The following is a 22,016-nucleotide window of genomic DNA, read 5'->3' on the forward strand; positions in this document are numbered from 1 at the left end:
GTTGTCAGAAATATTTGTTTTTTGTGCCCGGGTTAGGATCCCCAGGTTTCTTCGAGCACTCTAAGCCAATTCCCATGGCAGAGTTTCGTCATCAAAGCGTCGTCGTAGCCGTGTTGGCGCATGGTTGCCCGTAATTTTGGCAGTCCAGCACTTGATGTAAGCGGTTCTGGCACAATTGCGCCGTCATAGTCGGACCCAAGCCCGACACAGTCTTCGCCCATCACTTCGATCAGATGGTCGAGATGGCGCACCATTTGCTCCAAGGGCACGTCGGGCAGCATCTTGCCATCGGCCCGCAAAAAAGCCACTGCAAAGTTCAAACCGACCATGCCACCGGTTTCGGCAATGGCGGCAAGCTGCTTGTCCGTCAGGTTTCTTGAATGCGGACAAATGGCATGTGCGTTCGAATGGGTGGCAACAAGCGGTTTCGTTGAATGCCGTGCGACATCCCAAAACCCATCCTCGTTCAGATGCGACAGGTCGATCATAATGCCAAGCTGATTGCATCGCTTGACCAAGCGCAGCCCGTGATCTGTCAGACCCGGCCCGGTCTGCGGCGACGCCGGAAAGCGAAAAGGCACACCATGACCAAAGATCGTTTCGCGGCTCCAAACCGGGCCAATCGATCGGAGCCCGGCGTTATAGAGGACGTCCAAAGCCGCAAGGTCTGCATCAATGGCTTCCGCGCCTTCGATATGGAAGATCGCGGCGATCTTGCCCTCTGCCAGGCAGGTGCGAATGTCCGCAACGCTGCGGCATATGGATAGAGCGCCGAGTTCTTCTAACTCGAAAAGAATGGCCGCTTGGGACATGACCACCGGGAATGCGTCTTCCCATGCGATGGGATCAGGCAACGGCAAGTCATACCTGTCCTTGGTCATCTCCTCGAACTTATCGTCCACGTCCATCGGGGACGGAACAAAGACCGCGAAGAAGCCGCCGCCAAAACCACCTGCCTGTGCCGACGCCAATGTGACGGCCCCGTCTCCACCGTTGATGAAGTTGTCAGCAACGGTGGATCGGCCAGCCCTGAACAGTTTCAGCAGAACATCGTTGTGGCCGTCAAAAATAGCAGGTTGGGTTAATTCCCCCATATGTGTCGTCCTGAAAAAGATAACAACCGTTCTACCTTAAAACATAAATTCTCATGGGCGATGATTATGTATATGATAATACTTCATAGAATGATGATGTTTACGCAGAGACAATGATGGCGGGACGAACCTGGCACAGCTTGCCCGAGTATGAGGCATTGCGCGCGCTGATGGAGAGTGGGACGACTTCAAAGGCCGCACTTAGACTAGGGCTTTCGCAATCCGCGATCAGTCGCTCAATCTCTTCCCTGGAAGCGCGTCTGGGACGTATCTTGTTCGAGCGTGACGGGGGGCGTCTGCGGCCAACCTTGGAAGCAACGCAGTTGAACCGGCGCCTTGATCCTCTGTTCGAGGCGCTGGACCGGATTGATGGGCCCACTGAACCGACCCAGGAAACCTTGCGGCTCACCGCACCGCCCACATATGCGCATCGGTTTCTCGTTGGCCACATCGCGACGTTCCTGCAAGCAAACCCGCACTTCTATGTCAGCCTAGAAGTCAACTCGGCCGAGGATGTGATCCGTCGGGTCCAGGACGACAGATCCGATTTGGGTATGTCCGGTGTCGACCTCACCCGCGAAGGCATAAAACTAACGCCCTACCGATATTCGGAAGCCGCTTGTGCCATGCCCAGCGGGCACGAACTGGCGGATCTTGACGTCATCCAGGCCCAGGATCTTCACAACCAACCGTTGATCGCCCTGAGCCGCCGGCATTCGCGACGGGCACAATTGGAAAGGGTTTTGACCAACAGCCGAAGCTTTCCAAAGATCGTCGCCGAAGCATCCACATCATTCGCGGCGGTGGACCTGGCACGTGAGGGTCTTGGCGTGACTGTGGTCAATCCTTTTCCGGTTGCGCAGTATCGGTCGGAAGATGTCGTGTTCCGCAGGTTCGCGTCACCGATAGAGTATCGGACCTACTTCGTGACGTCAGACCACAAACCCACTCCCGCGATTGCGCGTGCGTTCATCCGTCACCTCAGGCTGCATACGCCAAAGATGCCTTTCACAAAGCCGACATAGTCATTTTCGCAACGTGGCTCGGCGTGACCTCAATGATCTATTGGCCATGACCTAAGCGGCCACGACCTAACGTGTCGGCAGGGAAAGCGCGCTCCACGCATCGAACTGAGACAGGAACACGCGTCCGTTAAGCTCACTGATGAAATGCGACCGCTTGAGACGATCCATAACCGGCCCTTTCACCTCGGACAAATGCAGACCGACATCCATGTCTTTCAGGCGATGGTTGATCGCCTCAAAGCTTTCAAGCGCAGAGTAGTCGACTTCGTTGATGGCAGAGCACATCAACACGACATTCTTCACCTCGCACCCTTCGGTAACCCGTTTCTGGATGAGATCTTCGAGAAACCGCGCGTTCACGAAAAACAGACTCTCGTCCACACGCAGGCTGACAAGGGTCGGGTCAGTTTCAACGGTGTGCCGATGGGTATTTCGAAAATGCTCTGTGCCGGGTACCCGACCAACCTCGGCCACATGCGGGCGTGAGGTTTTGTAAAGGTGCAGCAACACGGAAATTGCGACGCCAGATGCGACGCCGACTTCCACGCCAAGAACCAGCGTCAAAAGGATGGTGGCAGTCACCGCGGTAAAGTCCGCACGGCTGTAAGACCAAGTCTTTTTAAGGATCGAAAAGTCCACAAGCGAAAGCACGGCCACGATGATCGTTGCCGCCAACGTTGCGGTGGGGAGGTAGTACACCAGGGGCGTCAGAGCGACCGCGGCAACGGCCAAGCCAATCGCCGTATACGCACCGGCAGCCGGAGTTTCCGCGCCCGCATCGAAATTTACCACCGATCGCGCAAAACCACCCGTGACCGGATAACCACCGGTAAAAGCCGCACCAACGTTTGCCGCACCAAGTCCGATCAGTTCCTGGTCCGGGTCAATGCGCTGACGTTTCTTGGCGGCCAGCGTTTGCGCAACAGACACGGATTCTACAAAGCCGATGATCGAAATCAGAAGCGCGGGCACAAACAATGCGCCGATCAAATCAGATCCGAAGCCGGGCAACGTCAACGGCGGAAGGCTTTGCGGAACGCTTCCGACGATCTTCACACCTTGATCAGCCAGGTCGAGCCACCAGACAGTCAATGTGGTCACCACAACGGCCGCCACTGGCCCCACCTTCGTTGTGACATCCGCAGCAGTTGGTCCCACACCAAGCCGCTTCAGCATCGGTTTCAGGCCTTTGCGAACCCAAAACAGAAATCCGGTCGCGGCTACGCCAAGAGCGAAGGTAACGACATTCGTATCCCCCAGATGGCCAAGGATCGACATTAGCATGTCCGGCAAAGTGTGCCCGTGCGCTGATACGCCCAGAATGTTTTTCAACTGGCTTGTCGCGATCAGAATGCCGGACGCGGTGATAAAGCCCGCAATGACCGGGTGACTGAGGAAGTTCGCCAGAAAGCCCAACCTGAAAACACCCATCAGCAACAGGATCCCGCCCGACAGGAAAGCCAGCGTCAGGGCGGCGACGGCATAACCCGCTGTCCCCTGCTCCGCGACCTGTCCAATCGCGGACGCGGTTAAAAGTGATACCACCGCAACCGGGCCCACAGCGAGCGCTCGGCTCGTCCCGAAAATCGCATAAAGCAGGATCGGCGCAATCGATGCGTAGAGACCAGCTTCAGGCGGAAGGCCAGCAAGCATGGCATAGGCCAGGCTTTGTGGGATCAGCATGATCGTCACGATCACGGCCGCGATCATGTCATTGGAGAACGCTTTGCGATTATACGTGCGGCCCCAATCGAGCACGGGAATGTAGCGGCGCAAACTGTCAATCATCATTCATTCCGGGCAAAAAGAAGAGGACGGGCTCACCTGTTCGCTCCTGAGCCCGTCCGACCGCAGGGCTTTGGCAAACCAATCCCTGCACTTCATCCATACGCGGCCTATTCAGCCGTGACCTTCAGCTTTTCAGGTTTGGCCATCCATTCCTTGCCCTTGAGCATGGCTTTCCAGTAGATCGGCGGCAGCATGCGTTCTTTTAAAAACCACGCGAGGCGCGTGGGCTTGGTGCCGTCCAGCATCGCCGCTGGAAAACTCGGCTTCAAAACACCGCCATAGCCGAACTCAGCCAGAATGATCTTGCCGCGCTCCACGGTCAGGGGGCACGAACCATAGCCATCATAGGCCGCCGTAGGTGAGCGGCCAGAGATGTCTGCCACGATATTCTCGGCCACGGTTGGGGCCTGTTTGCGCGCCGCTGCCGCGGTCTTGGCGTTGGGCGCGTTCATGACGTCCCCAAGGCTCCAGATGTTGTCATAGCTTGCGTGGCGCAGCGTGGCCTGATCCACATCGACCCACCCCGCAGCATCCGCCAATGGCGAAACCCGGATGAAATCCGGAGCAACCTGAGGCGGGCAGACATGCAGCATGTCGAAGTCGACAGTGACATTCTCCGGCTCTGCATCCGGCTTGGCGATCCGGAACGTCGCTGTTTTCGCGGCACCATCCACCGAAGTCAGGTTGTGAAAGAAGTTAAGCGTCGCGTCGTATTTGTCGACGTATCGTTCAAGCGCAGGCACGTAATCCTTTACGCCAAACAACACCCCGCCCGCATTCATGAACTGTATGTCGATGTCCTTTAGGCGACCGTTGCGAAACCACGCATCGCCCGACAGGTACATCGCCTTTTGCGGTGCGCCCGCGCATTTGATCGGCATCGGCGGCTGGGTGAAGATCGCGCGCCCTTCCTTCAGCTCCTGCACGAGCTGCCAGGTATAGGGGGCTAGGTCGTAGCGATAGTTCGAGGTCACACCATTGCGCCCAAGCGTCTCTTCCAGCCCTTCAACAGCGTCCCAATCCAATTTGAGGCCAGGACATACGACCAGCCGGTCGTATTTCACGACACGGCACCCATCCAGGATCACCGCATTGTCGGCGGGCTCGAACGCGGCCACGGCAGCTTGTATCCACTTCACGCCACGGGGGATGAGAGACCCCATTGTTTTGGCGGTTTGAGTGGCGTCAAAAATGCCACCACCAACCATCGTCCAACCGGGTTGATAGTAGTGGATGTCCGCCGGATCGATGATCGCAATCGACAGGTTCGAGGTCCGGGCCTGCAGACTGGCGGCAACAGCCACACCTCCGGCACCGCCGCCAACGATCACGACGTCATACTTTGCATCGCCGGTATCCGTCGGAGTTTTGCCGCCATTGGCGATCCGCCGGGCAACACCGTTCATGTCATACCCAGCGGCTTTCGTGGCGGCGAGGATCTCGGGTATCGGGCGCTTCTTGCTCTCGTGAAACGACCACAAGGTGGCAGAGCGTGTCCCGGTCCGGCAATAGGCGAGCACCGGGCGCGGTAGGTCCTCAAGTACGGCGCCAAAGGCAGCGACATCCGCGTCCTGCACCATCCCCGTTTGCACCGGCACATAAGCCGTCTTGATATCCAGGGCCTGCGCGGCCGCTTCGATCTCTTCGAAACTGGGCTGATCAGCGCCTTCGCCATCCGGGCGGTTGCATATGATGGCGCGAAATCCGGCTTCTTTGATCGCAGGCAAGTCTTGCGCCGTGATCTGTGGGCTGACGGATGTCTTGTCTGTAACTCTCCTGATATCCATCTGCCCGACCTCACAGACCGTTCACAGGCACTTTGAGCATCGGGTTGCCATCCTTGTCGGTCGGCACCTCGCCTGCACGCATGTTCACCTGCAACGAAGGGATGATCAGCTTGGGCATCGCCAGTTGGGCATCCCGCGCGGTGCGGAACTTGACGAAGTCCGCCTTTGACTTGCCGCCGCCCACGTGAATGTTGTGCGCCTTCTCTTCACCCACTGTCGTTTCCCAGGCAATGTCGCGGCCGTTCGGTCCATAGTCGTGGCACATAAACAGGCGCATATCGTCAGGCAGGCTCAAAACCTTCTGGATGCTGTCGTAAAGAACACCGGCATCACCACCCGGGAAATCAGCCCGGGCAGACCCGCCATCGGGCATAAACAGGGTATCACCAGTGAATGCCGCGTTGCCCATGACATGCACCATGCAGGCCGGGGTATGGCCGGGTGTGTACATCGCAAAGGCCTGCATATTGCCGATTGCGTAGGTATCACCATCTTCGAACAGCGCATCGAACTGGGACCCATCACGCTGAAACTCGGTTCCTTCGTTAAAGACCTTTCCGAACGTGTCCTGCACCACCATGATTTTCGAACCGATGCCGATCTGACCGCCCAGCTTTTGCTGGATGTAGGGCGCCGCGCTCAGGTGGTCGGCATGCACGTGGGTTTCGATGATCCACTCCAGCGTCAAACCCCGGGCTTCGATCTGCTGGATCAAGGTATCGGCATGTTCGTACGTGATCCGCCCGGCGGCGTAATCTATGTCCATCACGCTATCGACGATGGCACATGCATTCGATGTGGGGTCTTTGACGATGTAGCTGATCGTATTCGTGGCCGCGTCAAAGAACGCTTGCACGTCAGGTTTGACAGACATGTTGACGGGATAAGTCATAACTCTTCTCCTCCAAGGTAAGTGTGTCAGGACGCTGCCTTTGCCGGGTCGGCACGCCAAAGGCGACGCAGGTAGAAACCAGCGGTGACAGACACCAAAAACAGGGCAACCTCCCAACGGCCGGTCCCAAGCGCCGGGATCGCCGCACCAGGGCAGAAACCTGCAATGCCCCAACCAACACCGAACAGGGCCGAACCGCCGATCAGTCGGGCGTCAATATTGCTTGCACTGGGGATCTGAAACCGCGCTTCGAACAGCGGCGCCGCGCGGCGCCAGACCAGCCGGTACCCGATGAAAGTGACGATCAAGGCACCGCCCATCACGAACGCTAAGCTGGGGTCCCAGGTACCGGCCAGGTCAAAGAAATTCAGCACTTTGGCCGGGTCCATCATTCCCGACAGGGCAATGCCGGTGCCAAACGCCAAACCGGTCAGAAGGGCAAAAAGATGCTTCATATCAGGCTCCCAGAACGTGGCGGATCACGAACACGGTGATACCCGCGGTCAGCATGAAGGTGGGCACCGCAACCAGTGAACGGACCGACAGGCGAGAAAGGCCACAAACCCCGTGACCGGATGTGCACCCGGACCCCAGGCTCGCGCCGAAGCCGACAATAACGCCACCCACGACGATCATCGCGGGGCTTACCGGAACGGTGAGCGTTGGCATCGATCCACTCACGGCAAAGATCAGGATGGGGGCAAGCACCATGCCGAGGACGACCGCCAGGCGCCACGACATCTCTTCTCGCGCTTCTGCAAAAACCGTGCCTGACAGAATGCCCGTCGCCCCGAAGATGCGCCCAAGGACAAGCATCAGGAGCACGGCACCAAGACCGATCATCAGACCGCCCCCAAACGAGGCAAAGGGTGTGAACTCTGTTTCCATCACCCTACTCCGTACCGCTCTTGCGGCCCGAGACCGTGTACGTCACACAGGACGTCAAGGCGCAAAGAGTGCGATCAGGGGCGTCTGCCTTGGCTGCCATCGTGTTCTCCCATCCGATAACTTGGAGAACAGATATAACTTTGACCCCATGCCTTCAGTGACATTGTCACTCAACATGCAAATACTTGAATACTATTCGGCTGCAGCAATATCGCGAAGCGCGGGTTTGTCGAGCAGGGCGATGCGACCGCGCGACTGGGCAATCAGTTCCCGTTTCTGGAAGTCCTGCAAAATGCGGCTGACAACTTCACGTGCAGTTCCAAGCTCACTTGCCAGATGCTGATGCGTGGCAGTGACCTCCTTGAAGTCACCCGCAAGCGCAAGAAGACGCGCCGCCAGCCGCACATCCATCTGCCCAAAGGCAACATCATCAACAACGCGCAGCAGATCAATCAAACGCCGGGAATAGGCGGCAAACACAAATGCGCGAAAGGCCTCTTCCTCGGCCACGAGACGGTCAAACGCCGCTTTGGGAAGTGCGATCGCTGTGATGTCCGTTTCTGCTATGCCCTCAGCCTCATACGCTTCTTCCGCCAGCATACAGGCCGTCGTGAGAACGCAACTTTCACCTGCGTCCACACGGTACAGCACAATGTCACGCCCCATGTCAGAGCGCTGCACAACGCGGATACGTCCCTCATAAAGAAAAAACAGACTGTCCGGCACATTCATAGGACCAAAGACCTGAGTCCCTTCGGACATGTGTGTAACACGCGCGACCTTGATCAACCTGTCGCGGACCGCGCGGGGCAGACGGGCTGTGCCCTGAAAACGCTCCGTCCAATCCCCGATCATCGTGCCTTGCGCATCGGTGCCACGATACCCTCTTCGAGCGGCGCAATGCGCGCCAACAGATCGCCACGGTTTGAGGCGATATCGGCCAAGGTCAGATCGTCGAGCACCGCCATGAACGCTTGCGTTGCGCCCTGAAGGGCACGGGATAACTTGCATATCCCGATCAGCGGGCAGGTGTTGCTGTCGGGGTTGAAGCATTCGACAAGGGTCAGCGGTCCTTCGGTCAAACGGACAACGTCGCCGATGACGATGTCTTCGGCCGGCTGTGCCAGCTGAAAACCGCCATATCTGCCGCGATGGGTCACGACATATCCCGCCAGTCCAAGCTCATGCACGATCTTAACGATGTGAGGGCGGGCCAGACCGTGCACCCGGACAACGTCATCCACACGGATCAAATCCGGCGTTTTCAGCGCAGCCAACTGCAAGGATCGCAAGGCAAAATTCGTATACGACTTCAGTTTCAAATAGCAGCCCCACCTTTAACTTACATATTATATATGTCTTTTTTGACGTTGGGTGACAATGTCACTGAACTGGACACAGCGCCGCCTTGGTCTTGTAAAGTGCAGTGAGTTCCGAGAAGCTCAACGCCGACGGCGTAACAGGGGTGGCATAGTGTAACGGTAGCACGCCTGCCGATTAGAGGATCATAATTTGAAAGCAGGAAGTGCGGGTTCGAACCCCGATGCCCCCACCAAACGCCCAAGCGCAACACAACCGCTTAGAGATTTTCTTCTTGAAACAGGTGAGGCCGTGGCTCATCTGAATACCATTGTTGTTGGCCTAGATGCAGTGGAAAACGGTTACCAAAATGCCCCCTCTGCGCCGAGTACGATGTCACCGTAGCCGAGCGTCGTATAAGTCACAGTCGTGAAGCAGAAGCTTGTTGCGAGGTCTGGCAAATCAGCCATTAGAAGGAATGAAACGGCCCAAGACCAAACCTGAATTGTGTGTGCGAGAACGAGGACAAAGATAGCCAAAAGAAGCAAGGCGACATTGCGCAGGCGGGGTGTTTTGTCATGAGGCAGGTAACTGGATAGCTTTGCAAAAGAGGGGATGCTGACGGCAATCAGGCCGACGTGAACAACGGCGCTGAATGCAAGCAGGCCAATCCCAAGTAGGATTTGTTGGAGCGCCGTCATAACGGTAGTCCTGCATCAGGAATATCGTTAAAAACACAATATAAAGAAGAAGCGCAGACAGGGGAGCCACAATTATGAATCCACACAACATCTTGGGGATAGCGGTAGCCCTGTATACTGCACTGACCGTGTTCGCATCTGCGCAAGAAATAGTTCCACGCCCGGCCAAGGTGGTAACGCTGCAATCGACCGAAGAAACGGTGTCGCGGCGGTACCCGGCGACTGTCTTGCCGTCGCGCGAGATCGAGCTGTCGTTCAAGGTGTCCGGCCAGGTGATCGAGCTGCCTATCCGCGCCGCGTCGCAGGTGGCTGCGGGCGATGTGGTTGCCCAGATCGATCCGCGGGATTTCGAAAACCAGATCCGACAATTGCAAAGCCAGCGCGCTCAGGCGGAGGCGCAGCTGGACGCGCTGCGGGCTGGGGCGCGGGAAGAGGAAATCGTTGCGCTTGAGGCGACTGTGGCGTCTGCTCAAGCACAAGTGGATCAGACGCGCGAAGCCTTGGCGCGCGCCGAGCAGTTACTTGAACGGGGTGTGTCGACCCGTGCGCAGTTGGAAGCCGCGCAAGCGGAGTTTCGCGTGGCAGAGGCCAATCTGCGGTCTCAACAAGAGCAATTGCGCATCGGTCAGGTGGGTGGACGCCCCGAAGACATCGCCGCGGCTGAAGCTGGGCTTGAGGCGATAGACGCTCAGGTGAAAATCGCGCAGGATGCGCTTTCGGATGCGACCTTGACAGCGCCTTTCGATGGAATTGTTGCCCGGCGTGATATTGAGAACTTTATGAATGTGCAAGCGGGGCAGTCGATAGCCTTGCTGCAGGGGCTGGATGTCGTGCATCTCGCCTTTGATATCCCCGGCCCTGATGTTACCGATCTCACCCGCAATGGCCCCGAAGAGATTACGAATACCGCGGTTTTCGACGCTTTACCCGACCAGATCTTTGATGCAGAGACAGTGGAATTTTCTGTCCAAGCCAACAGCGCAACACAGACTTATCGCGGGCGCGTCGCAGTCGAGGTGCCCGAAGGGGCGATCATCCTGCCCGGCATGATTGCCAATGTAATTGCCTCAACCGCAGGGGCAGCTGCTGAAGTGCGCGCACCGCTTTCCGCCATTGCTGCTGCCTCGGATGGCGCGCCATTCGTATGGTTGGTCGATGAAAGCGGCATGGTTTCCGCGCAATCGGTCACGTTGGGAGAGGCAAGCGGTGCAGGAGTCGTCGTGACAGATGGGGTCACGGACGGCGATACGATCATCGCGGCGGGAGTCAGTGAAATTATCGAGGGTATGACCGTCCGCCCCATCACTTCGGTCGGGAACTAAGCGTATGGATCTCGCCCGGTTTGCTCTTGAAAAGCGGCTCGTTTCTGCCGTCGCGACCCTGCTTATCCTGTTTGCGGGGTACTTCGCCTATACCGCTTTACCGCGCTTTGAGGACCCTGAATTTGTCATCCGGCAAGCGCAGATCATCACGCCCTATCCGGGTGCGTCCGCCGAAGAGGTGGCCGAGGAAGTCACCGAAGTGGTCGAGAATGCGCTGCAGCAGCTGCAAGGCGTGGACGAGGTGCGCTCGGTCTCTTCGCCAAGTCTCAGCACTGTAACGATCGAATTCACTATCGCTTCGACACGGACCCGCACAGCGTTGAACGAGCGCTTCCAGCAAATGCGCGCCAAGATACTGGATGCGCAGTCGCAACTCCCTCCAAACGCGCTCGCGCCGCAGGTTTATGACGATTTCGGCGACGTATTTGCCCAATACTACGCGATTGTCGGCGAGGGGTATTCGCTGGCTGAGCTTCATGAATATGCCAAGGATTTGCAGCGGGAGCTTGTGACTGTCGAAGGTGTGTCCAAGGTTATCCTCAGCGGCGTTCAGGACGAGGTGATCTATGTGGAATACTCGCCGGCGCGCCTGACTGAACTGGGCCTCGCCCCTTCACAGATCGCGCAACTGCTCGAAGGACAGAACCTCGTGACGCCTGCAGGGTCGATTGTAGCGGGCATGGCCCGTCTGTCCGTCCGACCCGAAAGTGCGGTTGGGTCGCTGGATGCTATTGAGAACCTGCTGATCACAGATGCGCAGAGTGGAACATTCTTCCGCTTAGGTGACATTGCCAAGGTGTCTCGCGGGGTCGCGGAACCTGCGCAAACGCTGCTTTACCGCGACGAGCGGCCCGCAATTGGTCTGGGCGTGTCAAATCAACTGGGCGGGAATGTCGTGAACATGGCGAACGCCGTGCGCGACCGCATCGCCGAACTGGAAAGCGACCGGCCCATAGGGATCAGCATTCTGCCGATCTCGGATCAGGGGGCGAGCGTAAAAGAGTCGATAGATGATTTCGTGGTCAATGTCGTGCTGGCGCTTGCAATCGTTGTGGGCACGCTCCTGATCTTTATGGGGCTCAGGTCCGGTATCCTGATGGGTGGCATCCTTCTGGTCACAGTCGCGGGAACGCTTTTTGGCATGTATCTCTATGGCTTGGATATGCAGCGGATTTCCCTGGGCGCGCTGATCATCGCACTTGGTATGCTGGTCGATAACGCCATTGTGGTGGTGGAGGGCACACTGGTGCGCGTACAACGCGGCGAAGACGCGGCTGAGGCATCGCGCGCTGTTGTCAAACAAACCATATGGCCTCTGCTTGGCGGCACGGTCGTGGGCATCCTCGCCTTTTCTCCCATCGGATTTTCACCAGACAACACGGGCGAATATGCCGGGTCGCTCTTCTGGACTATTGGCATCGCGCTCTTGTTTTCCTGGCTCGTGGCGATCTGGTTGACGCCGTACTTCTGCACGCTTCTGCTGAAAAAAGGCGCGGCAGACACTCAACCGAAAGAGAATGCTATCCTCGTCGGATATCGCAAGTTGCTGGCACGCGCGATTGAGGTGCGCTGGCTTACAGTGGGCGGTGTTGTGGTGCTTTTTGCATCCGCCATCGCGATGTTCAGTCAAGTGCCGCCGGGCTTCTTTCCGTCTTCGACCCGTGCGCAGTTCGTGATCGACTATTTCCTGCCGCAGGGTACGGACATCGCCCGGACCGAAGCGGATGTCCTCGAAATCGCTGAATACACACGCGGTCTCGAAGGCGTGACAGGTACCAACACCGTTGTGGGTGCGGGACATCAGCGATTTATGCTGATTTACGAATCCGAGGGGGCGAATGCGGCCTACGGTCAAATTCTGGTCGATGTTGAAGACTATCAGCAGATCGAAGACCTGCGCACGCAGCTACAGAGCCATATCGACGAAACCTATCCGGAATCGAACGCGAAGGTTTGGAAATTTGTTCTGGGCCCGGGTGGCGGGTCAAAGATCGAGGCGCGGTTCTTTGGGCCTGACCCTGCAGTGCTGCGCGATTTGGCTGGGCAGGCCAAGACGATCATGTCCGAAGAGGGTGCGGTCGCGGTCAAGGACGACTGGCGCGAGCAGGTGCAAGTGGTGCGTCCGATAATCGACATTGAAAACGCGCGTCGGCTGGGTCTGACGCAGGGCGAGATTTCAAACGCGATCTACAGCCATCTGACTGGGACACACCTGGGCGTCTACCGCGAGCGCGACGAACTCTTGAACATCGTTATGCGCCCCATGGACGCGGCACGCAATGACATCGGGGAGTTGCGCAATATCCAAGTCTTCGCCGCCGCAACGGGCAGCTACGTGCCGATTTCCCAGGTGGTCGACCGGTTCGACATCGTGTTCGAAGCAGGCAACCTGCGCCGGATCGACCGCGAGCTGGCTATTACTGCGCAGTCCGACAATGCGCCAGGAGTACTTTCCGGCGATCTGTTCGCCGAGGTGCGCGCCCCGATCGAGGGAATAGACTTGCCGCCGGGCTATAGTCTTGAATGGAAGGGTGAATATGGCAACTCGCAAGAGGCAAACGCCGGACTGGCATCGACAATGCCGATTGGATTTGGTGCGATGTTCGTTGTAACGCTGTTCCTATTCAACGCTTGGCGGCAAACCATCATTATCTGGCTGATCGTTCCACTGGCCCTCATTGGTGTGATCTACGGGCTTGCTGGCACGCAAACCCCACTGGAGTTTATGGCGATCCTCGGCATCTTGTCCCTGACCGGAATGCTAATCAAAAACGCCATCGTTCTGATAGATGAGACGGACACCCAGATCGCAGACGGAAAGGCGCGCATGGCCGCTGTTGTGGATGCTGCGGTCAGTCGCGTCAGGCCGGTTTCGCTTGGCGTGCTGACCACCGTTTTGGGGGTCGTGCCCCTTCTGTGGGATCCGTTTTTTCAGTCGCTGGCGATCGTAATCATCTGCGGGCTCAGTTTTGCCACGATCCTGACACTGATCATCGTGCCAACGCTTTATTCCATCTTCTTCCAGGTCAAAGGCAGCGAGGTTTAGGTATTCCGGCGGCCGAGTTAGGTCACGCGCTTCGGGAACTGTCCGACACAGCTGTCCGTGCACTTTCGCCCCGAAACGTTCGATGAACCAGCAAGAGACAAGCCCATGCCCGAATTCATCGTACCCGCTTTCATCTCGGTCACCTTGGGGTTTGTGGTGTTTTTTCTCGGGGCGTTCCTGACCCGCAAGATCGCTTTTCTGGGCGACTACAACATCCCCGAACCGGTTTCTGGCGGACTGACCATCGCCTTGCTGACCTGGGCGTGGTTCGCATTCACCGGACAACAGATCGGTTTTGACCTCGAAGTGCGCGATTACCTGTTGGTTGCCTTCTTCTCCACGATTGGACTGAACGCCCGAATTTCGGACCTTTTTCGCGGCGGCAAACTGCTGCTCCTGCTCTTGTTGCTCACCCTGGCCTTCATGGTCTTGCAAAACGTGGTGGGGCTGCTTGGCGTAACACTATTTGGGCTGCCCTCCGCCGCAGCAGTTCTGGTAGGGTCGGCGTCCCTGATCGGCGGGCACGGCACGGCCATTGCGTGGGGACCACAGATCGAGGACATTTCCGGCTTTGGCGCGGCACCTGAGATGGGGGTGGCGGCCGCGACCATAGGACTGATCCTCGCCGCACTGCTGGGCGGCCCAATTGCAAAGCGGCTGATCGACAGGAACAAGCTGACCGCAGAAGAAAGCAAAGACCCGGTCGTGGGCCTCGAATTCGAGGACAAGGAAAACCCCGAGGACCTAATCAATCATGTCAGTCTGATGCGGGGTATGCTGGCCGTGCATGTGGCGATCTTTCTGGGCTACATGCTACATCTCGCGATCACAAAGGCGGGCATGAAACTGCCGCTCTTTGTGCCCTGCCTGCTGGTGGGCATCGCGATGTCGAACACCGTCCCTTACCTCTTTCCGCGCATAACTTGGCCCGCGCGCACAAAATCTCTGGCGATCATTTCCGACTACTGCCTGTCCGTGTTCCTCGCCATGTCTTTGATGAGCCTGCAACTGTGGACGCTTGCTGAGCTTGGTGGCCCGATCCTCGCTGTCCTTGCAATGCAAGCGGTCATGACAATCGCGTTTATTCTCGTGGTGTTCTTCCCCCTGATGGGTAGCAGCTACCAAGGGGCCGTACTCAGCGCCGGGTTTGCCGGTTTCACGCTGGGAGCCACCCCGACCGCGATTGCCAACATGTCGTCGGTCACCAAACGATACGGACCGGCCCCACTGGCCTTCATCGTCTTGCCGCTGGTGTCGGCCTTCTTTGTCGATCTCGCCAACGTGGTGATTATCGAGTTTTTCGTGGGCTAGCAGCGGAAGTTTCAGACCGATGATCAGGCCTCAATTTCAGGCTCTGCATTTCGGGTGATGGCAGGAGACTGCAGTATTGGCATGATTTGCCCAGCAATCCCACCATTCTTGACACGAACGACGGCTTTTCGTGCGGCGCGACAGCGCAAAGAAATTGCCATGGAGCAGCAAAGCCCGTGATGTGTGTGCGTGTGGCAAGACAACTGAACTTACGGAATGGGCTCGGAGCAGGCCTCGGATGCAGTGCCGCGGCGGCATGACCTAGCGTACTAAACGAGGCCAGGACGGCCCTCTCCGGACTTTCGACCTGCCTTTCGGATATTACGGTCGCACTCCGCATTGCCGCCATTCGCCGCAGATGCGAAATATTGGCGCGGGCGAACTCACAGTCTGCGGACAAACCGGACTTATGCAGCTGGGGCTATTGCTTATGCCGCAATTTCACGCCTGTGCAGAACGTTGTTATTGCGGGGCCGTGTAGTCACCAAAGCGGCTATTCTGGGGCGTCGATTTCGACTCACCCACGACTGAACTCTCCCAGCTACGAAGTAAGAAACGCGAGACGCGGACAACGCTGCCGTTTCCAGTTCTCCAGTAAGGGTCTGCTATCACCACTGGACTGCGTAATCGTAGCGAAGGCATCAGTGAAGCCCCTCATGTATCAGCGAAGCATTCGGCCTTCAAATTCATAGCGGAGTCCCTCGCACAGGGTCTACGTACCCTGCGTGACATCTAGCCAATTCAGGATCGCCTGCGTTGTCTTAAGCGGCTTCTCCTGCTGGATCCAATGGCCACAGTCGAGATTCAGCACCTGCACTTTGGGGACGAGTTCGGCGAGATTTTCAGACGGCGGGATCATATCCTGTGTGCCGTATATCATCAGCGCGGGCTGGTTGATGACTGGATCAATATCGGCCAAGATCTGCCAATTGCGGTCCATGTTGCGGTACCAGTTGATGCTGCCGGTGAACCCGGTTGCCTCGAATGCGGCGGTAAAGACCGCCAGCTCGTCATCGCTCATGACAGGATCGCCCAAGGGCGCAGTCGCTTTGGCGAGGTTGATCATCATCATGCCGGGCTCTGGTGGGATCGGTGGCAAGTTCTTCCGAAACAGGTTTTGCAGGAATTGCCCAACGTGCTGGTTCAATACCGCGTCCGCGACGCCGGGCTGTCGGTTGAAGTGGACGAAGTAATTGTCCATTCCGAACACTGTCTCCATGAATTCGATCCAAGGAACCGCTGTGCGAGCCTGATAGGGCAACGCGAGACTGATGATCTTTTTCACGCGGGTCGCATGCAAAAGGGCCATGCTCCAGACGACATTGGCACCCCAGTCATGTCCGACAAAGACCGCATCGTCATACGCAAAGTGATCTAGAAGGGCCGCCATATCGCCCGTCAGATGGGCGATGTCGTAGTCCGTGATATCCTCCGGGCAGGAAGAGTTTCCGTACCCGCGCTGGTTGGGAACGATCACGTGGTACCCTGCTGCTGCAAGGGCTGGCATCTGGTGGCGCCAAGAATACGCGTGCTCAGGCCATCCGTGGCAGAGTACAATCGGGTTGCCTCTGTTCTCTTGCCCCGCTTCAAAGACTTCCAGATCGATGCCATTCAGAGCGATAAGTGCGGGTTCGGGAAAATCTGCGATAGTTGTCATGTTGGTGTCTCCGGTTGGATGGGTGCGACACTGGTATGGATCTAAAAGGTCTCAAATTCTGACACCTTTCTGTGCTACAGCCTCAGTATGAAAAGCCGATCTCGCCAAGATGCCATCGTCCGAAGCCTTCGCCGCAATGGAGCGACCACCATCGAAACCTTGAGCGGAGAGGTGGGCGTATCGCGCAGTACCGTCCTGCGCGATCTCTCTGCCCTGCGTGATGAGGGCTACGTGATCCACGCCGAACAAGGCCGCGGCGGCGGGCTTTACCTCGATCCGGGGTCCGTCCAAACGACGGCCAAGCTCACTGTGCCCGAAGTCTTCGCATTGATCCTTAGCATAGCCAGCATGCGGGCTGCCGGATCGCTGCCGTTCTCAGGCCTCGCCGATAGCGGGCTCGCCAAGATCGAGAAGGCTCTGCCAAGGGACAAGCTGCGGGATCTCCGTCGGATGTTGGACAGCCTGTACGTCGGGCCACTGGCCCCGCAGGTCGATATTTCCAACGTGGGCAAGATGGACTGCACGCTGCTCCCCGCTTTTGAGCGGGCGTTTCTCGAAAGCCTGCATCTGAGGTTCGACTATCGCGACGCAAAAGGCGCCACATCCAAGCGTTGCGTTGAACCGCAAGCGATACTGATCTTGCCGCCGCTCTGGTACCTGGTTGCGTGGGACCCAAGTCGCGAAGATGTCCGGCATTTTCGCATGGACAGGATCAGCCGCCCCGAAATCATCAAGGGGGCCGCATTTCGACGACGGCGCATTGCATTCGATGCCGGGGTGCAGCCTGTTCGATACGCATAGCGGACATTGCTTAATCGCGCGGCGTTCAAGACCTTTGGCTCAAATACAAGTTAAGCGCCTTGCCGTGAGCCTTCGCGACGACAATCTTTGCTTGTACAGGCCCATTGCCGGAAGTGAAGCGAGCGTGACCGCCTTGCCAAGCTAAGTGATTCGCGCACAAGACAACATTAATTGATACAGCCGCAGGGCTGCTTTGAAGGGCCCAATTAGCTTGGTATCCATGAGGCGAGAGGCAAAACTCATTGATACAGCGATCCAGCTCATATCCGATGAAACCCCAGACAGTCACCGACTACCGCAGACGTGTTGAGCGCGTGATCGACGTTATCCTGGCCAACCCGTCACACCCATTCACCGTCAAAGACCTCGCGGCACAGGCGGCGTTCTCGGAATTTCACTTTCATCGCGTCTTCAAGGCCATCGCGGGTGAGAGTGTCGCGCAATGCATCATTCGACTTCGACTGGAGGCCGCGGCAAGCGCCCTAGTTTATCAACCGAAAACGCCTTTGACACAGATCGCGCTGGAGTGCGGGTTCTCCGACAGCGCGCATCTGTCGAAGGCATTTCGCAAAGCCCATGGCTGTTCGCCCACGCAGTTCCGCAAGGACCATCCAAAGGGGTTCAGAATCCGCAGGATTGGCAAAGCCAGACCCAAAGCGCGCGACTATCCAGGCGACATGAACGTGACTGTTGATATCCAGACGATGCCGAAGCGGACGCTCGCCAGCCTGCGCCTTCTTGGTCCCTATACTCATGAAGGCATTGCCGGTCTCTACGCTGAGCTTGGCAAATGGTACCAATCCAATCTGGGGAAACCTTTGCCAGACGAGACCGTCAGCATCACCTGGTCGGATCCGAGTTTGGCGGTCGAGGACACCCTTCGCATGGATGCATGCTATGCGGTTCCCGCTGGCATCAAAGGATCGGACGGAGTTGTCATGCGCACACTTGAGGGTGGACGCACGGCCTGCCTGAAGGCTTCGCTCGCCGCCTCTGAAACGCATGGGATTTCAGAGCTCTGGGATCTCTTCCTTGGCCATTGGCTGCCCCAGCAAAGAATCGAACTGGCGGACCGGCCTGCTTACGAGCTTTACCGGACAACCGCTGACATGTCTGGCTTCGACATCACGCTCTGCCTTCCCTTGAAAGATATACCTACGGAGCCTCACCATGACTGACACCCTCATCCTCTCCCCAATTGGGCACACGGAAACCACAAACGGCCGCTTTGCGGTGCGGGTTCTCCCTGCCCATCGCAAAGCGCTCACCGGGCTGGCAGACTTCAGCCATGCGATTGCGCTATGGTGGGCCCACGAGGCGGATCATACAGATCTGCGCGCGCGTCAGATAATCCCATCGCCCTACACCGCAACATCCGCCGATGTCGGGGTCTTTGCAACGCGCTCGGAGGCGCGACCCAATCCCATAGGGCTCTCTGTGTTTTCCTTAGAGACTGTCGATCTAGAAAACGGAGTGGTCTCATCGCACTACTTCGACATGCTGCCGGGCACGCCAGTTCTCGACCTGAAACCCTACTTCCCGGCGTCAGATCGCGTGATGGAAGCAGGTGTGCCTGTCCATTTCGAACACTGGCCAACATCATTTGAGGCGTCCGCCGATTTTGATTGGCAACGCGAGTTCCTGGAATGACCTATTGGGCAAAGGCCCGAATTCGACCTTGGCGCTTTCCGCAAGGTTCCGGAACCTTTCCATCTCTCACTGCCCAACTGATCTCGGCTTGGGCGACCTGCGTGAAGACGTCTTCACGCCTTCAAAGGACTCCGCCATGACCCGCTCTACAAAGACCATTCCGTTTCACTACCTGAACTTCATGGACGACATCACCAATCTCCGCGATATCGAGGAGCGGTGGAAGAAGTTCCTCAAGCATTTCCGTCGAGAGGCGCAGGACGCTGATCTCGTGGCTGGGAAAATCACTGAGCAAGATTTGGTGCCCCCTATGATCTGCTCAACGAGACTGACCGCCGCCGAATCAAACGCCGCGCCATGCGCCTGCTAGAACGCGCGCAATCCAAGACGGGCATGTATCATCTGAGTGAAGAAGACCGCGCCCGCCTGACGCCCCTGCGTGGCGGGCTACCTATCGCCAAAATCACTATCGAGCACGAGGCCGACGAGATCGCGGCGGCCCTTCACGCGGAAATGCCTTGGATGGCCCCTGCGACGGAGGCGGTATGGCACGGACTGTGCGCATCGGCCCAGCAACCGCTGACCATCTTTAGAAGACATTAAGACCCGGCTGACGCTGGGCCATGTGTTGGCTGATGCGCCCATCGTCACAACGATCGGTGATCTGGTGGATCGAACCCGCCTCGAAGGGATGGGTTTTCGGGCTGTCGTGCGGCTGCTTCGTTCCGGCCACATTCAGATGCTGCGCCACGAGCGCATTGAACGCAGCACCGAAGTCGCCCGGTTGCGCGCGAACTGATCGTTCGTTCCTCAGATCGGCCAGTCGCATTCAACCGCGCTCGGCCGATCTCCACCCCACGTTCCGTAACTTCGCCGAGGCGTCCTTCGCCCAGGTTGGAATTTTTTGTGTCTGATGAAAGGACAATCAATGCTCCAATACCAATTGGAAGTTCATACGAACTCGAACCGGACAATCGCCAGCTACCGGTTGGTTTGCGATGCGGAGAGAGTTTGCAGTCGATCGACCAATGAGCGTGTTGAAATCGACGAATGGTCGATCGATCTCGATGCGCTTTCGCTGGCCGAAAATGCGAGACAGAACAGTCGTTCGCACATTGCTCTCCAAAATCAGCTTGAGCTAGCAAGCCCGGCGGGGGTGGCGGCAGCGGTGCTAGGACCAGTGTCGTCCCAAGCCAACCTTTAGAGAACATCCTATGCGCAGAGCAAGGCGTCCGCAGAGTGCTTCGACACTGCGTTCAGCTTAGAGGCGTTCATGCATCGGCGTCGCTCAACCTATTGAATACAAAAGAAAACCACCGGAAGCGGCGCTCTCGGTGGTCATTTTATCTGTGTCGAGAGGTCAAAAAACCTCAAGAATGGTCACGTTATGCTANNTAGCATAACGTGACCATTCTGTCATTCCGGGGCACTGATTTCATTGGACAATTTTGACCTACAGGCGTCCAAAATGGCCTTTAGCACAGATCAATTGGCCATCGAAAGTTCGAAAAAAAGCCGCCCGCAGGCGGCAATTTGGCAAATCGTTGGGCATTCACCCCGCTGTGGCCACTTCACCCCATCCAGAACCGAATCTCATCGGACGCATCGGGCGGCGGATCTGCGATGCATGCCGTGATCTCATCCGGTGAGACCAAGACCGCTTCGAGCCCGTGGCAACCCTGTAGCCGAAACACCGTTGGCAGGAATTGGCCAAATAGCATTTCGAGAATGGCCCGTAATGTGACCCGGGTTTTCTCCGCAGCTTTGGCAAGGTGGACGTGCGTTTCGGGAGGCTCCTCCACAAGCGGGCCGACACCTTCGATGAACTTGAGCGTCCGTTGAACCGACCGTCCGTCGATCGACTTTCCCAGCTTGCTTTGCAGCTGACCGTGGTCCTGTATTCTCGTCAGCTGTCCTAGCGAAATCAACTCAGCCACGATTGGACGTGATGCAGAGAGCATATCCGGCACCTGTGTCACCGGTACCGCGTGCTTTGCCCTGTCGATTAAAACCTTTGCCTCGGCGTAGTCCGCGACCACATTCCGAGCGCTCTTCTGCTCTTCTCCATCCCCTATCACACCGGCGACACGTAGGACATTTTCCAGTGTCTTCGAATGCAATCCCTCGGCCTTTGCGATTGAGGCGATGCTTGACAACCGTGGATGTTCAACCGGTTTACCGTGAGGCATTCCTCAGAGGCGGACCCTTAAAGGTGTATTGTTCATCGTTCACCAGTGTCGCGTTCCAGGCCCGCCCTTTACGATCCCGGTCAGGTTACTCGTCTGCCATCCGCCGTAGAAGTCGCCGGGCTGCGGTCGAACCACCTCTGCACCAACTGTGCAGACATCCATTCTATTTGCGTAGAATGCGACATAGCCCGCAAGACGTGAGAAAGCCGACGACGGTTTGTCGTAGGACCAGGCCGCAAGCTCTGCGACACGACCATCCGCGATGACATCGAAGTATCGAGCAATGCCTTTCCATTCACAGTAACTGCTGCCCTCCACCGGGACCAGCTGCGCCGAGATGTCATCCGGCGGTATGTAGTAAGTGGGAGCGTGGTGCGTTTCGAGCACCCGAAGAGCATTGCATGTGTCAACAATGACCTTGCTGTTGAGCACGACGGTTATGCCCTGCGGCACGGCTTCCAATGCCGGAGGGCGCGGGTAATCCTGTACATTTTCAAAGACCAGCGGGGGTGATTGCGTCATGCTAAGCTTCCAACCCCAAACACCTTTGTGGCAACTAGTGCGTG

General features: G+C 57.4%; 23 protein-coding genes, 1 tRNA gene and 1 pseudogene. 12 read left to right on the forward strand and 13 right to left on the reverse strand.

Annotated elements, in window-relative coordinates:
• Positions 1–32: 32 nt before the first annotated feature.
• Positions 33–1,094, reverse strand: coding sequence for a dipeptidase (locus tag RA29_RS05830; RefSeq protein WP_039683680.1), 1,062 nt, complete (start codon positions 1,092–1,094; stop codon positions 33–35).
• Between the two features lie 116 nt (positions 1,095–1,210).
• Here RA29_RS05830 and RA29_RS23750 point away from each other — a divergent pair.
• Together RA29_RS23750 and RA29_RS05835 are read left to right on the forward strand one after the other, a co-directional pair.
• A pseudogene (locus RA29_RS23750) lies at positions 1,211–1,399 on the forward strand (LysR family transcriptional regulator); the annotation flags it as partial.
• A 3-nt stretch (positions 1,400–1,402) separates the two neighbouring features.
• A complete protein-coding gene (locus tag RA29_RS05835) occupies positions 1,403–2,119 on the forward strand; it encodes a LysR substrate-binding domain-containing protein (protein WP_241462559.1) in 717 nt (238 codons plus the stop codon).
• A 66-nt stretch (positions 2,120–2,185) separates the two neighbouring features.
• On the opposite strand, the gene sulP is transcribed toward RA29_RS05835, so the two are convergent.
• The 7 genes from sulP to RA29_RS05870 all read right to left on the reverse strand — a co-directional run bounded on the left by sulP (position 2,186) and on the right by RA29_RS05870 (position 8,796).
• Positions 2,186–3,907, reverse strand: a complete 1,722-nt coding sequence (gene sulP, locus RA29_RS05840; protein WP_193743473.1) for a sulfate permease — start codon at positions 3,905–3,907, stop codon at positions 2,186–2,188.
• 107 nt (positions 3,908–4,014) lie between these two features.
• Positions 4,015–5,694 (reverse strand): bifunctional protein tyrosine phosphatase family protein/NAD(P)/FAD-dependent oxidoreductase, encoded by a 1,680-nt coding sequence (locus RA29_RS05845; RefSeq protein WP_039683684.1) that lies wholly within the window; start codon positions 5,692–5,694, stop codon positions 4,015–4,017.
• Positions 5,695–5,704: 10 nt separating this feature from the next.
• The gene (locus RA29_RS05850) at positions 5,705–6,586 is read right to left on the reverse strand and encodes an MBL fold metallo-hydrolase (protein WP_039683686.1); all 882 of its coding nucleotides are present in this window, start codon (positions 6,584–6,586) and stop codon (positions 5,705–5,707) included.
• 26 nt (positions 6,587–6,612) lie between these two features.
• Positions 6,613–7,041: a DUF6691 family protein gene (locus RA29_RS05855; RefSeq protein ID WP_039683688.1), complete on the reverse strand. Its 429-nt coding sequence runs from the start codon at positions 7,039–7,041 to the stop codon at positions 6,613–6,615.
• A 1-nt stretch (position 7,042) separates the two neighbouring features.
• On the reverse strand, positions 7,043–7,474 hold the full coding sequence (locus tag RA29_RS05860) for a YeeE/YedE thiosulfate transporter family protein (RefSeq protein ID WP_039683690.1): 432 nt from the start codon (positions 7,472–7,474) through the stop codon (positions 7,043–7,045).
• A gap of 192 nt (positions 7,475–7,666) precedes the next feature.
• Complete coding sequence (locus tag RA29_RS05865) at positions 7,667–8,329, reverse strand: Crp/Fnr family transcriptional regulator (protein ID WP_039683692.1); 663 nt, start codon at positions 8,327–8,329, stop codon at positions 7,667–7,669.
• Complete coding sequence (locus tag RA29_RS05870) at positions 8,326–8,796, reverse strand: Rrf2 family transcriptional regulator (RefSeq protein WP_039683694.1); 471 nt, start codon at positions 8,794–8,796, stop codon at positions 8,326–8,328. Before RA29_RS05870 ends, RA29_RS05865 begins: the two co-directional genes overlap by 4 nt.
• A gap of 141 nt (positions 8,797–8,937) precedes the next feature.
• Here RA29_RS05870 and RA29_RS05875 point away from each other — a divergent pair.
• A tRNA-OTHER gene (locus RA29_RS05875) sits at positions 8,938–9,029 on the forward strand.
• Positions 9,030–9,135: 106 nt separating this feature from the next.
• Here RA29_RS05875 and RA29_RS05880 read toward each other — a convergent pair.
• Positions 9,136–9,474 (reverse strand): ion channel, encoded by a 339-nt coding sequence (locus RA29_RS05880; protein WP_052249480.1) that lies wholly within the window; start codon positions 9,472–9,474, stop codon positions 9,136–9,138.
• Positions 9,475–9,548: 74 nt separating this feature from the next.
• Between RA29_RS05880 and RA29_RS05885 the strand changes: the two genes are divergently transcribed.
• From RA29_RS05885 to gltS, 3 genes are all read left to right on the forward strand, one after another.
• Positions 9,549–10,796, forward strand: coding sequence for an efflux RND transporter periplasmic adaptor subunit (locus tag RA29_RS05885; protein WP_039683696.1), 1,248 nt, complete (start codon positions 9,549–9,551; stop codon positions 10,794–10,796).
• A 4-nt stretch (positions 10,797–10,800) separates the two neighbouring features.
• The gene (locus RA29_RS05890; RefSeq protein WP_039683698.1) at positions 10,801–13,842 is read left to right on the forward strand and encodes an efflux RND transporter permease subunit; all 3,042 of its coding nucleotides are present in this window, start codon (positions 10,801–10,803) and stop codon (positions 13,840–13,842) included.
• 105 nt (positions 13,843–13,947) lie between these two features.
• Complete coding sequence (gene gltS / locus RA29_RS05895) at positions 13,948–15,153, forward strand: sodium/glutamate symporter (RefSeq protein ID WP_039683700.1); 1,206 nt, start codon at positions 13,948–13,950, stop codon at positions 15,151–15,153.
• Positions 15,154–15,865: 712 nt separating this feature from the next.
• On the opposite strand, the gene RA29_RS05900 is transcribed toward gltS, so the two are convergent.
• Positions 15,866–16,810: an alpha/beta hydrolase gene (locus RA29_RS05900; RefSeq protein WP_039683702.1), complete on the reverse strand. Its 945-nt coding sequence runs from the start codon at positions 16,808–16,810 to the stop codon at positions 15,866–15,868.
• Between the two features lie 87 nt (positions 16,811–16,897).
• On the opposite strand from RA29_RS05900, the gene RA29_RS05905 reads away from it, so the two are divergent.
• The 5 genes from RA29_RS05905 to RA29_RS23550 all read left to right on the forward strand — a co-directional run bounded on the left by RA29_RS05905 (position 16,898) and on the right by RA29_RS23550 (position 19,864).
• Positions 16,898–17,611: a WYL domain-containing protein gene (locus tag RA29_RS05905; protein ID WP_039683704.1), complete on the forward strand. Its 714-nt coding sequence runs from the start codon at positions 16,898–16,900 to the stop codon at positions 17,609–17,611.
• A gap of 269 nt (positions 17,612–17,880) precedes the next feature.
• Positions 17,881–18,789, forward strand: a complete 909-nt coding sequence (locus tag RA29_RS05910; protein WP_039683707.1) for an AraC family transcriptional regulator — start codon at positions 17,881–17,883, stop codon at positions 18,787–18,789.
• A complete protein-coding gene (locus tag RA29_RS05915) occupies positions 18,782–19,261 on the forward strand; it encodes a TrmO family methyltransferase (protein WP_039683708.1) in 480 nt (159 codons plus the stop codon). Before RA29_RS05910 ends, RA29_RS05915 begins: the two co-directional genes overlap by 8 nt.
• Positions 19,262–19,397: 136 nt before the next feature.
• Positions 19,398–19,631, forward strand: a complete 234-nt coding sequence (locus RA29_RS23545) for a hypothetical protein (RefSeq protein WP_241462553.1) — start codon at positions 19,398–19,400, stop codon at positions 19,629–19,631.
• Complete coding sequence (locus RA29_RS23550; RefSeq protein WP_052249482.1) at positions 19,619–19,864, forward strand: hypothetical protein; 246 nt, start codon at positions 19,619–19,621, stop codon at positions 19,862–19,864. Before RA29_RS23545 ends, RA29_RS23550 begins: the two co-directional genes overlap by 13 nt.
• Here the strand turns inward: RA29_RS23550 and RA29_RS23150 are convergent.
• A complete protein-coding gene (locus tag RA29_RS23150; protein WP_193743474.1) occupies positions 19,851–20,090 on the reverse strand; it encodes a hypothetical protein in 240 nt (79 codons plus the stop codon). The genes RA29_RS23550 and RA29_RS23150 overlap by 14 nt on opposite strands.
• 99 nt (positions 20,091–20,189) lie before the next feature.
• Here RA29_RS23150 and RA29_RS05925 point away from each other — a divergent pair, with 99 nt between their 5' ends.
• Positions 20,190–20,465, forward strand: coding sequence for a hypothetical protein (locus RA29_RS05925; RefSeq protein ID WP_039683710.1), 276 nt, complete (start codon positions 20,190–20,192; stop codon positions 20,463–20,465).
• 367 nt (positions 20,466–20,832) lie between these two features.
• On the opposite strand, the gene RA29_RS23155 is transcribed toward RA29_RS05925, so the two are convergent.
• Both RA29_RS23155 and RA29_RS05935 read right to left on the reverse strand, forming a co-directional pair.
• A complete protein-coding gene (locus tag RA29_RS23155) occupies positions 20,833–21,222 on the reverse strand; it encodes a hypothetical protein (protein ID WP_193743475.1) in 390 nt (129 codons plus the stop codon).
• A 267-nt stretch (positions 21,223–21,489) separates the two neighbouring features.
• On the reverse strand, positions 21,490–21,972 hold the full coding sequence (locus RA29_RS05935; protein ID WP_039683711.1) for a DUF427 domain-containing protein: 483 nt from the start codon (positions 21,970–21,972) through the stop codon (positions 21,490–21,492).
• Positions 21,973–22,016: the final 44 nt, after the last annotated feature.

The organism is Tateyamaria sp. ANG-S1 (assembly GCF_000814025.1).
Taxonomy (GTDB): domain Bacteria; phylum Pseudomonadota; class Alphaproteobacteria; order Rhodobacterales; family Rhodobacteraceae; genus Tateyamaria.